Annotated in this window: 9 protein-coding genes; all 9 read left to right on the top strand. The window is 58.8% G+C overall.

Annotated elements, in window-relative coordinates; genetic code table 11:
* The first annotated feature begins 212 nt into the window (after window positions 1–212).
* The 9 genes from AO726_RS11430 to gspG all read left to right on the top strand — a co-directional run bounded on the left by AO726_RS11430 (window position 213) and on the right by gspG (window position 12,330).
* Window positions 213–854, top strand: a complete 642-nt coding sequence (locus AO726_RS11430; protein ID WP_058068204.1) for a response regulator transcription factor — start codon at window positions 213–215, stop codon at window positions 852–854.
* A 26-nt stretch (window positions 855–880) separates the two neighbouring features.
* The gene (locus AO726_RS11425) at window positions 881–4,462 is read left to right on the top strand and encodes an ATP-binding protein (protein ID WP_058068203.1); all 3,582 of its coding nucleotides are present in this window, start codon (window positions 881–883) and stop codon (window positions 4,460–4,462) included.
* 156 nt (window positions 4,463–4,618) lie between these two features.
* On the top strand, window positions 4,619–6,163 hold the full coding sequence (gene gbpA / locus AO726_RS11420) for an N-acetylglucosamine-binding protein GbpA (RefSeq protein WP_058068202.1): 1,545 nt from the start codon (window positions 4,619–4,621) through the stop codon (window positions 6,161–6,163).
* A 60-nt stretch (window positions 6,164–6,223) separates the two neighbouring features.
* The gene (locus AO726_RS11415; protein ID WP_058068816.1) at window positions 6,224–6,730 is read left to right on the top strand and encodes a cytochrome b; all 507 of its coding nucleotides are present in this window, start codon (window positions 6,224–6,226) and stop codon (window positions 6,728–6,730) included.
* A 2-nt stretch (window positions 6,731–6,732) separates the two neighbouring features.
* A complete protein-coding gene (locus tag AO726_RS11410) occupies window positions 6,733–7,248 on the top strand; it encodes a type II secretion system protein N (protein WP_058068201.1) in 516 nt (171 codons plus the stop codon).
* 13 nt (window positions 7,249–7,261) lie between these two features.
* The gene (gspD, locus tag AO726_RS11405) at window positions 7,262–9,178 is read left to right on the top strand and encodes a type II secretion system secretin GspD (protein ID WP_058068200.1); all 1,917 of its coding nucleotides are present in this window, start codon (window positions 7,262–7,264) and stop codon (window positions 9,176–9,178) included.
* Window positions 9,175–10,665 carry a type II secretion system ATPase GspE gene (gene gspE, locus AO726_RS11400; RefSeq protein ID WP_058068199.1) on the top strand — a complete coding sequence of 497 codons (1,491 nt, stop codon included), beginning with the start codon at window positions 9,175–9,177 and terminating at the stop codon, window positions 10,663–10,665. Before gspD ends, gspE begins: the two co-directional genes overlap by 4 nt.
* Before the next feature lie 2 nt (window positions 10,666–10,667).
* The gene (gene gspF / locus AO726_RS11395; protein ID WP_058068198.1) at window positions 10,668–11,879 is read left to right on the top strand and encodes a type II secretion system inner membrane protein GspF; all 1,212 of its coding nucleotides are present in this window, start codon (window positions 10,668–10,670) and stop codon (window positions 11,877–11,879) included.
* 16 nt (window positions 11,880–11,895) lie between these two features.
* The gene (gene gspG / locus AO726_RS11390) at window positions 11,896–12,330 is read left to right on the top strand and encodes a type II secretion system major pseudopilin GspG (protein WP_082629120.1); all 435 of its coding nucleotides are present in this window, start codon (window positions 11,896–11,898) and stop codon (window positions 12,328–12,330) included.

Below are 12,330 nucleotides of genomic sequence, written 5' to 3'. Positions count from 1 at the left end.
GCTCCCATACTCAGCCGAGCACCAACCTCCCAACCCAAAACACCTAACATCTGTACGAAAATTCCCAAATCTCTGCGCGAATCTTCTGAATTGATTCCGTAATGCTATCCTGCCCGCCCATTTCGTTTGCCCGGTAGTCAACGCTCACTTTCTCTCTAGGTGAAAGTCTGGTGTTGGGGCCTCTTATTGCCCGAAAAGAGTATTTAAAGCCCATGCCGATCAATGTTCAGCTTGCCGATGACCACCCTCTTACGCTGATCGGAATCCAGACGCTGTTGGATAGTCAGCCGGATATTCAGATCGCGGCCAAGGCGTTCAGCGTGGATGAGTTGCTGGCCAATTTGCAGGCGAAGCCGTGTGAAGTGTTGCTGACTGATTTGATGATGCCTGGCAGTGAGCAGGTGGACGGTATCCGTTTGATCCGCCGCTTGCGCACGCAGTATCCGCAGATGGGGATTGTGGTGATCACCATGCTGGATAACCCGGCGCTGCTAAACACTGTGCTCAAGTTAGGGATTCAGGGCTTGGTGAGTAAGCGTGGGCTGTTGAATGACTTGCCGAAGGCCGTCACGGCCAACAGCCGCTCGCCGTTTGTTTCGCCGTCGCTGCGAACCCTGCTGAACACCACTCAGGCGAACCATGGCAAGCCCCTGATGGAGCCGGAGCAGTTGACGCCGCGTGAGATTGAGGTGCTGCGTTTGTATGGCAGCGGCATGAGCGTAAATAACATTGCTCAGTATCTGTGCCGCAGTAAGCAGACTATCAGCACGCAAAAGAGCAGCGCCATGCGCAAGCTCGGGCTGGACACTTCGGCCAGCCTGTTTCTCTACATTCAGGAACACGGGTTGTCCTGACCGCTATCCTCCTCCCGGAGCCAATGATGCTGTGTACCTCAGCCCCGTTTATGCGCCGGGGAATGGCCTGCTTTGCGCGGGTGTTTGCGCTGCTTTTGCTCATCGGTCTGGCACCGCTGAGCCAAGCTAATTCCGATGCGGCGTCTCAGGTACCCGCGCCTTTGCCTTCGCTTAACCATCTGCTGAACATGCGCAACAGCCTGCCCAGCCAGACGCTGCGGGTGGCCCGTATCCAACCTTCGGGGCGGGAGCAGGAACGCGCCGAAAACCGGGTGCTGAATAGCATCTCTGACGATTACCTGAAGCAAATCAGCCGCTACCTTGATCTGAACCTTGAGTTCGTTGAGGTGGCTTCGCCGCAGGCCGGCGTTGATGCGCTGATCGCCAATAAAGTCGACCTGCTGACCCGCGCCACCGGCTTTGAAAAACAGAATCCGCAACTGAGGCTGTCGGAACCTTACTTGCCGACCCGACCTATTGTGATCGGACGTGTAGACGATCAGTCGCAGCCGCTGGACCTCAGCGATATGCAGATTCTGGCGCTGGATGAATACCTGTCTGCGCAGAGTGTGCAAACGGCTTATCCCAAGGCCAGAGTCAGCTTGGTCAGCGACACTGCCCTGGCATTTGAGCTGCTGGCAAGCGGCAAAGCGGATGCGTTTATCGCCGATCAGTTTCGCGCCAATCTGTATTTGCATGAACGCACCGATCTGATGCTGCAGAACAAATTCGCTGCGCTGTTGCCTGCAACCGGTTTTTCCTTTGCCGTGCGCGATAACGAAACAACGCTGCTGGCGCTGATTAACCACGCTCTGCGGCGGATGCCAGACAGTGAAAAGAACCGGATCAATAACCAGGCCAGCCATGGCCAGTATCCCTACCTGTATGCCGATGCGTACTTTCTCAATCCGGCCGAACAAAAGTGGTTGCAGCAGCACCCGCAGATCACTGTGCTGGCGACGGATACGCCGGCCTATCTGTACCGCACTCAGGGCAAGCCTTATTGGGACGGGTTGAGCATCAGGTTGCTGGAACTGCTGGAGAAGATGTATGGGCTGAAGATCAACATTGTGGCCAGCCAGTCCGCCGAAGAAGACTTGATACGCCTGAACAACGGCTCAGCCGATCTGATCAGCCGCACTCAGGGCATCAGTGACAAGGACGGGCTGTTTACCATGGCCTACGGCACTCGCAGCTGGACCTTTCTGATCCGCGAAGGTGATAGCTCACCCAGTTCACTGGAGGCGATGGAGGGCCGCAGGTTGGCGCTGTCCCGCGATCATCCGTTGTATCAGCAACTGCGCCAGCGCTATCCCGGCATCCGCCTGATCGGTACGGAAAACTTCCGCCACTCGGTCAACCTGATCCTCAATCGCCAGGTCGATGCCACGCTGGTCAGTACCTCTTCCAGCGATAAGCAACCGGAGACCGGCCTGCAATATGGCCTGTCGATCAAAGCCTCACCAACGCCCCACCGCTTTGTGGTCGCGCCCCAGTCCAAGGAGCTGCGGAGCATCATCAATAAGCTGCTGGATGCCATGTCGCGTAACCCGCAGAGCGATATTCAGGTGATCGCCGAAAATCCCGGCAATACGCTGTGGAAGTGGATCGCGGAGAAGGCCTGGCAGGTTGGCCTTGCGGTGCTGCTGGTGTTTGCCTTGTCGATGTTGTGGAACTGGCGTTTGCAGATTCAGGTGCGTAAGCGCGTCGCTGCGCAGAACCTGTTGCAGGACAAACTGGCCTTTCAGTTTTCCCTGTTCAACGGCCTGCCCACGCCGCTGTATGTCAGTGACCTGTATGGCCGCCTGAACGCCTGCAACCGGGCTTACGAGGAGTTTTTCTCGATCTCCCAGGAAATCGCCGAGGGCTTTCTGCCCAGCGAGCAAAGCTGCATGCCCAGCGCAATGGCAAACACCCTGGAAAGCGAACACCAGCAGCTGTTGATCGACCACCAACCGCGTTTTCTCGACACCAGCCTGACCATTCGTGGCGAAGAGCATTATCTGTATCTGTGGCTGGTGCCCTTTTACAACGCACGCGGCAAGTTGCAGGGCTCTCTCGGCGGTTGGCTGGATATTACCGAGCGTAAACAGCTGGAGATCGAACTGCGCGAGGCCAAGCTGGAAGCCCAGGCGGCCAGTGCCGCCAAGAGCGAGTTCCTGGCTGCAATGAGCCACGAGCTGCGCACCCCACTCAACGCGCTGGTGGGGCTACTGGAGCTGGAGACCAGTGACCGCAAAAACACTTCGAGCAACCTGCGTATTGCTCAGCAGTCCGCAACCGCGATGATCAATCTGATCGGCAATATTCTTGATCTGGACAAAATCGAGAGCGGGCAAATGCAGCTCGCCCCACAGCTCACCGCCCTTGAGGTGCTGCTGCGCAACAGCCTGGGGCTTTTCAGTGCACAGGCGCTGGAAAAACAGCTGGAGCTGAGCCTGGATTTCCAAGCCGATACGCAGCGCTTTTATTGGGTCGATGCGCTGCGTCTGCAACAGATCATCCACAACCTGCTGAACAATGCCCTGCGTTTTACCGAGCACGGCTTTGTGCAGTTGCAGGTGCAGGAAACCACGCTCGCCGAAGGCTCCAGCCTGCTGCGCCTGAGCATCTGTGATAGCGGTATCGGTATTCCGCCGGATTTACAGCCACAGATTTTCGAGCCTTATCGTCAGGCCACTGCGCAAACCGTGCATTGCTACGGCGGTTCCGGGCTGGGGCTGACCATCTGCAAACAACTGACAGAGCTTATGGGCGGGCGCATCTGGCTGGAGAGTGCTCCCGGCGCAGGCTGTAACGTGCATGTGGAACTGCCGCTGAACTGGCAGCTCACCACGGAGCCTGGCTGTGCGCAGGCAGCGACTGAGCTGTCGCGTACGCGTACGCTCAATGTGCTGGTGGTGGATGACGTGTCTACCAATGGCTTGGTGCTGAGCCTGCAACTGACCCGTTTGGGCCACCGTTCCCGCCACGTCATCAGCGGTCAACAGGCCCTGCAAGCGTTGCAGGAAGACAACTACAACGTGCTGATCAGTGACTGCAACATGCCCGGTATGGACGGCTATGCCCTGACCCGCGCCGTGCGCGAACGGGAGCGCAGTACCGGCACAGAGCCGCGCTTGATCATCGGCTACACCGCCAGTGCCCTGAGCAACGAAATGGAGCTGTGCCACGAGGCCGGTATGGACGATCTGATGATCAAGCCCGTTACCCTGGCCCGCCTGCATGAAGCTCTAAACAGGCTGGCCGCTGATGAGCCTGAAGAGCGTCTTTACAACCTCGATCACATTCTTGAAACACAGCCCGATTGCCCAGCGCTGCGCCAACGCGTCCTCAGCGAGGTGGTCAGTAATCTTCGCGCAGACTGGCAGGCCTTACAGACTCAGGACCTGGCCCGCATGCCGAAGTCGATCAAGGATGTGAGCCATCGTCTGTCCGGCCTGGCCTGCATGATCGATTCCTTCGAGCTGGCTGCGGCCTGCCATGCCCTTGAGCAAAGCCGGGAACAGGCACCTGAGGCGATTGACCAGGCACAAGCCAGGCTGACAGATGTGTTGCAGCGTCTGCTGACCGAAGCAGAAAAGGAGCTTGCTGGCCTTTTCGGTTGATGCCCTGCACCAACTCTCGTACTCGTCCAATGGGGCGATTCTGATGTGATCCGTAGCCTTGGCAGTGTTCCCCGAAAGCATCGGGCAGGTGCTCGAATCCCTTCTACCCAATGCTTTCGGGGTGTGTCTCAAACAACACACTTCAAGGCCTATTAAATGCTTAACGCAACCCACGCCAAGTCATTTCTGAAACTGCCGATGGTTCTGGCCATTAGCGCTGCCGCACTGACCTGTCAGCAAGCCAGCGCCCACGGTTTTGTCGAATCACCAAAATCCCGCTCATTCATGTGCCACTCTGAAGGTGGCCAGGCGAACACAAATTGCGGCCCGGTCGAGTACGAGCCGCAGAGCGTGGAATACATCGGTCGCCCGGATGGCTCACTGTCCCACTTCCCAAGCAACAGCCAGGCCTGCACTGGCGACTTCACCAAGTGCGGCCCGGCAGATGGCACCATCCCTGCGGGCGGTCTGCCTCAGTTCTCCGCCCTGAATGAGCAAACCGCAACGCGCTGGGCCAAGAACGTAGTCAAACCAGGCCCACTGGACATCACCTGGCTGTATCGCGCCGCACACTCCACACGCTACTGGCAGTTCTATATCACCAAGAAAGACTGGAACCCGAACCAGCCGCTGACCCGTGACTCCTTCGAGCTCAAACCTCTTCTGGATGAGCCGTGGCCGTCTCTGAACGCTCCGGTTGAATCCGGCCAGAGAACACACCACAAACTGAATATCCCGGCTGATCGCAGCGGCTACCATGTCCTGCTGGCCACCTGGAAAGTCCACGACACCGATGCCACTTTCTATCAAGTGATCGATCTGGACATCAAAAATGACAGCGTAGCGCCCTCTACCTGGACCAACGTCGGCAGTGTCCAACCGGAAGCCCTGAGCATCGGCGATAAGGTCAAAACCCGCGTATTCAACGCCAAAAACGAAGACCAGACCAAGCAGATCACCCTAGACATCAGTAACGCTGATCTGGCCAAGGCTGACATCTGGCCCTTTGAGCTGGCCAGGAAGGTCAATGCTGCCAACAAGGGCTACCTGATGGGTCTGGTCAACAGCCAGGATCAGGTTGTGCCGAACTACGGCATTAACGACATCGTGGTGAAAAAAGGCAGCAACATCACCAACGTGATCATTGAAAAACAACAAGCAGCCAAACCGGGCGAACTGAGCATCAGCGGCTTGCAACCTGAGTACCTGATTAAAAACGGTCAGGCTGACATTCACTTCACCGCCATTGCCAAAGGCGGTGAGTACACCATCAAAGCCACGGTGTTTAACAAGAACAATGAAGCCGTGGCTTACCAACAGGCACCCGCTGGCAACTCCCCGCACTTCTCCATGGCCATCAAAGGTCAGCAGCCCGGGGACTTCGACCTGACGGTCGTGGCCACTGGCAAGAACGACGAAGTTCTGCAACAGAGCCAGCGCTTCAAACTGAAAGAAGAAACCAACACCGGCGGTAACACGGGTGGCGGCAACGGCGGCAGCACTAGCGAGTACGACCATGTGTTCCCGGAAGGCCTGAGCAGTTACATCGCCGGCACCGTGGTTCTGCAGCCCAAAGATGGCCAACGCTACCAGTGCAAGCCGTTCCCATACAGCGGCTACTGCGTGCAGTGGAAAGAAGGCGCCAACGCCTTCGAGCCCGGCGTCGGTCACTCCTGGGACATGGCCTGGGAACGTAAGTAACCCTTGCCCTCCCCTTGGCATGGCACCTCGTGTGCCATGCCCTTTCTGTCCGGTATTGCTATGACTCGCCACTACTCAAAACTGCATGTGCTGCTGCACTGGAGCTTTGCCACGATCATGATCTGGGCAACCCTGAGCGGCTTCGCCAACGCCCTGTATAGCCTGTCCGCCAATGTCAGCAGTGCTATCGCCTTTATCAACGTCTCGTTGACTACGCTGCTGATCCCGCTGTTTGTCCTGCGCATTCTGTGTGCACTTGATCGCCGCAACCACACTGATGACAGCCACCGTGGCCTGCGCCTGTTGGCCAAGAGCGGACACCTGATGCTCTACGTTGTCACTGCGCTGACGCTCATCACCGGCGTGCTGATGATGGACCGCCCGATAAACATCTTCGGTCTGGTGCAGTTGCCCCAACCATTGCAGGACCCGGCACTCACCCGGTTCTTCAACACCCAGCACAAATACGCCTGCATCGCCATGGCGGTGCTGATTGTCGGCCACGTCGGTGCGGTGATCGCCCACCATCTCTGTGGGGACAAAATCCTCAAGCGCATGAGCCTGTGACGGTGCCCGGTTTTAATCTGCGTAACCTGCTGCTGGGCCTCACTGCCCTGCTTCTGCTGGCGTGGCTGACTTGGCTCGGACTGGACGCCTGGCAGCAGCTGAACAGCCTGCAAACAGAGGCCAATGTTGCCCCGCCTGCACCTGTCAGCGAACCACGCGCAACCCCTGACCCGCTGGCCATCGCCCAGTTATTCGGACTAATGCCGCAGGATTCCGGCGAAAGCATTCCTGAGGTTCCCCTGACCCTGCTCGCAATCCTGCAGGCGAGTGTCGCTGAGCAATCCCGCGCCCTGATCGCCTCCCCTGAAGGCAGCCGTTTTTATCGCATTGGCGAAACGCTTCCCGGAGGCGGCGTGCTGCGCCAGATCGACGCTTCCCGGGTCCTGATCCAACGCTTGGGCAGCGAACAGACACTACCGCTGAACGTACCCCGTTCCAACCTGCTGACACCCAGCTCCGAGCCTGATCAACAGCCCGCCGACGTCTCTTCCGGGCGTCTGTTTCAACCTTTCCAGTGACCTTGCATACATCATGAAACGAACATTTATCGCCGGGCCACTGCTGGCCCTGAGCACCCTGCTGTGCTCTGTTAATGCTGCCGAAAAAGCCGAACACCCGCAGCAGTGGACCCTCAACATGAAGGACGCCGAGCTGCGCGACCTGATCAATGAGGTCGGCCAGATTACCGGCAAAACCATGATTCTGGACCCGCAGCTCAGCGGCAAAGTCACCGTGCAATCCAACACGGCGATGGATCAGAAAGGCATCTATTCACTGTTCCTCACCGTGCTGCGCAGCCAGGGTTACGCCGCCATGGATCAGGGCGACAAGGTGTTGATCCTGCCGGTGGCTGAAGCCAAGACCAAAGCCTACGTGCCGGGTAAAGCCAGCGCCGGCGCGTTCGTAACCGAAGTGATTGAGCTGCACAACGCCAACGCCAACGAGATCACCGCTGCGGTGCGCCCGCTGGTGGCTGCAGATGCCTACATGGCACCGTCTACCACCTCCAACGCACTGGTTATTTCCGACAGCGCTGACAACGTCCAGCGTGTGCGCCAACTGGTGATGCAGCTGGATGTAGCCGGTGGCCGCGAATACAACATTCTGGAGCTCAAACATGCCTGGGCCAGTGACATTGCCAAAACACTTAACGACAGCCTGAGCGGCGGTTCGGGCGAGCAACAGAACAAGCAGGCGATTGCCGACACCCGCAGCAACAGCCTGATTCTGGTCGGCCCAGCCTCCCTGCGCCAGCAGATGCAGCAGCTGGCTCAGCGCCTCGACGTGCCCAATAACGTGGCGGAAAACGCCCGCGTGCGCCGCCTCAACCACAGCGATGCGAAAAAACTCGAAGAGCTGCTCAGCGGCATCGGCAAGCGCATGGAATCAGGCACTCGTAACGGCCAGGGACAAGGCCAGGACAATCAGGTTTTGGTCAGTGCCGATGAAAGCCAAAACGCCCTGGTGCTGATGGCCTCCCCAGCTCAACTGGCCACCTTCGAAAGCATCATCAACGAGCTGGATAAACCCCGCGCCCAAGTGCTGGTGGAAGCCGCCATTGTCGAAGTCAGTGGCGACATCAACGAAGCCCTTGGCGTGCAGTGGGCCGGGGCCGATGGCAAGTGGGCCGGGATCACTAACTTCAACGGCGCAGGTATGTCCATCGGCACCCTGCTGGAAAACCTGGGTTCAGACAAACGCCCAAGCATGCCGGACGGCACCCTGATCGGCATCGGCAGCAGCAACTTCGGCGCGCTGATTTCGGCGCTGTCCAGTGACTCCAACAACAACCTGCTGTCGACCCCAAGTCTGCTGACTCTGGACAATGAAGAAGCAGAAATTCTAGTGGGGCAAAACGTGCCGTTTCAAACCGGCTCTTACACCACCGACACCGCTGGAGCCAGCAACCCGTTCACCACGGTTGAGCGCAAGGATGTGGGCATCAACCTCAAGGTCACGCCGCATATCAACGAAGGCAACTTCTTGCGCCTGCAAGTTGAACAGGAAAGCTCCGAGATTGCAGCGGCACCACCGGGCGTCAGCACCAGCGATCTGATCACCAACAAGCGCTCGGTGAAGAGCACCATCCTGGCCAACGACGGACAGATCATCGTGCTCGGCGGGCTGATCAAAGACAACTTCAAGCTGCAAGTCAGCAAGGTGCCGCTGCTGGGAGATATCCCGTGGGTAGGCACGCTGTTCCGCAGCACCAAGGAGGTTACCGAAAAGACCAATCTGATGGTGTTCCTGCGCCCGACATTGCTGCGCGACACGGTTAATGCCGACACTCTCAGCGCACAGAAATACAACAACTTGCGCTCGATCCGCCTCAACGGCAAGAAGACCGACAGCCACCTGCCGCAAGATCCGCATCAGATGTTTGACCCGAATAGCGCTGGCGATCAGGGCCTGATCGACATTCGCCAACCGGCAGGCAAACGTCCATGAGCCAGACGCCTGCCACCCGCCTGAGCTTTGCCTACGCCCGCCGCCATGGGGTGATCCTTGAGCAGCAGGCAGGCGGTAGCACCCTTTACTGCCGCACCAACACGCCATGGTCTGTGATTGCTGAAGTGCGCCGGGTGAATGGCGCGCCGTTGCGCAGTGAGGTGCTGGATGAGGCAGCCTTTGCCCTGCGCATGGCAGCCCATTACCGCGACGGTCAGAATGATGCACGGCAGGTGGCGGACGGCTTGGGCGAACATTTCGACGAAGCCTTCGACCTCGACAACCTGGCCGATCAGCTGCCGAAAACCACTGACTTGATGGAGCAGGAGGATGACGCACCGATCATCCGCCTGATCAACGCCATCCTCGGTGAGGCGGTAAAGAGCAAAGCTTCCGACGTGCATCTAGAAACCTTCGAAGAGCACCTTTCAGTACGCTTGCGTATCGACGGCCTGCTGCGCGAAGTACTGCGCCCACGGCGTGAACTGGCAGCGCTGCTGGTGTCACGGATCAAGGTCATGGCCAAGCTGGATATTGCTGAGAAACGCATCCCGCAGGACGGCCGCATTGCCCTGCGCATTGCCGGGCACGAGGTGGATGTGCGGGTCTCCACCCTGCCCTCCAGTTATGGAGAACGGGTGGTGATGCGCCTGCTCGACAAGCAGGCCGGCAGCCTTGATCTGGATCGTCTGGGACTCAACCCGCAGGTGCGCGAGCGCTTGCAAATGGCTCTGCACAAACCCCACGGCATCTTGCTGGTAACCGGCCCCACCGGCTCCGGCAAAACCACTACGCTGTACGCCGGGCTGGCCAGCCTCAACAGCCTTGAGCGCAACATCCTGACCATTGAAGACCCGGTGGAATACCACCTTACTGGCATCGGCCAGACCCAGGTCAACGCCAAGGTCGACATGACCTTTGCCCGCGGTTTGCGCGCCATCCTGCGGCAGGACCCGGACGTGGTGATGGTCGGCGAAATCCGCGACCGCGAAACCGCTGAAATCGCCGTGCAAGCATCGCTCACCGGGCACTTGGTGCTGTCCACCCTGCACACCAACAGCGCCATTGGTGCCGTTACTCGCTTGGTCGATATGGGAATTGAGCCGTTTCTGCTGTGCACCTCGCTGCTCGGCGTATTGGCTCAGCGCCTGGTGCGCCTGCTCTGCCCGGAGTGCAAAGAAGCTCACCCGGCTGACCCTTTGGCCTGCGAACGCTTGGGCGTCGACCAACAGCAGGCACCACAAATCTATCACCCGGTCGGCTGCGCCAAATGCCAGCAGTCCGGCTATCGCGGTCGCCGTGGCATCTACGAACTGGTGCTTCTGGACGACACCCTGCGCCAGCTTATCCATACCGGTGCCGGTGAACACCAACTCACAGCCCATGCCCGCAAACACAGCCCCAGTCTCTTCGAAGACGGCCAGCGCATGGTGCTGCAAGGCTTGACCAGCCTTGAAGAACTGTTGCGCGTCACCCAGAGGGATTAACCATGGCAGCCTACGAATACCTGGCCATGGATGGCTCAGGCAAAAAAAGCAGCGGCGTGCTGGAGGCCGACAGCAACCGACAAGCCCGGCAAATATTGCGCGAGCGGCAACTGATTCCGCTGAAGGTCGCAGCCACCCGCAACACTCGCACGCCCGGCACCCGCACCACCACAGGTAAACGCCTGAAAAGCGCTGAACTGGCTCTACTTACGCGCCAGCTTGCCACGCTGGTGCAAGCAGCATTGCCGCTGGAAGAAGTCCTTGCTGCGGTAGCGGCGCAAAGCAAACGGCAAGCAGTGAAAAGCATGCTGCTGGCTATTCGTGGCCGGGTGCTGGAGGGCCACAGCCTGGCCCGGGCGCTGGGCGATTATCCCCGCGCCTTTCCTGATCTGTACCGCGCCACCGTGGCCGCTGGTGAGCGCTCCGGGCATCTGGATCAGGTGCTGCTGAACCTCGCCGACTACACCGATAGCAGTCAGGCAGCCCGACAGAAAATCCAGCTGGCCATGCTCTACCCGAGCATTCTGATGGTCGCGGCGCTCAGCATCGTCGGCTTCCTGATGGGCTTCGTCGTCCCGGATGTGATCAAGGTGTTTATCGACAGCGGCCAGGACCTGCCACTGCTGACCCGGGGTTTGGTTGCCGCCAGCAGTTTTCTACAGGCCAACGGTGTGTGGCTGCTGGCCCTATGCGCCGGGTTGATCGTGGGCTTTCGCGCCCTGCTGCGCCAACCCACCTGGCGTGCTCGCTGGGACGAACTGCTGCTGCGCCTACCGATGCTCGGCGAGTTGATCCGGGCCAGCAACTGCACCCGTTTTGTCAGCACTCTGGCGATACTCGGACGCAGTGGCGTGCCGTTGCTGGACGCGCTGGAAATCGCCAGCGAAGTAGTCGCCAATAAGAATATTCGTACCGGTCTGAAAGACATCGTCAAGGGCGTAAGCGAAGGTATCAGCCTGACCAGAGCCTTGGAACTTAACGGAAGTTTCCCACCCATGATGTTGTACATGATCGCCAGCGGAGAACGCTCCGGCGAGCTGGACAACATGCTCGAACGGGCCTCACGACAACAAGAAGAACAATTGTCCGGGCGCATTGCGCTGCTGATGGGCCTGTTTGAGCCAGCGATGCTGGTGTTCATGGGTGCCTCGGTTCTGGTCATCGTGCTGGCGATCCTGATGCCGATCCTCAGCCTCAACCAACTGATTACCTGACACTGGATTTCGCACCGTGCATACACAACGTAAACAACGTGGTTTCACCATGATCGAAATCATGGTGGTGGTCGTCATTCTCGGCGTGCTCGCTGCACTGGTAGTGCCGCAGATCATGAGCCGTCCCGATCAGGCCAAAGTCACCGCTGCTCAGGCCGACATCAACGCCATCACTATGGCGCTGGACATCTACAAACTCGACAACCACCACTACCCTTCCAGCCAGCAAGGTCTGCAGGCGCTGGTGAGCAAGCCGAACGGCACCCCACCGGCGCGCAACTGGAACCCAGACGGCTACCTCAAGCGCCTGCCGGTTGATCCGTGGGGCAACGCTTACCAGTACCGCCAGCCAGGCAGCCACAGTAATGCCTATGACCTGTACTCCTTTGGAGCCGACAGCAAGATGGGCGGCGAAGGCCTGAACGCCGAAATCGGCAACTGGGAAAAGTAA

This window comes from Pseudomonas sp. TTU2014-080ASC (assembly GCF_001446935.1).
Classification (GTDB): Bacteria; Pseudomonadota; Gammaproteobacteria; order Pseudomonadales; family Pseudomonadaceae; genus Aquipseudomonas.
The sequence above is the reverse complement of the archived record's forward strand: the minus strand, read 5'-3'. Positions and strand labels throughout refer to the sequence as shown.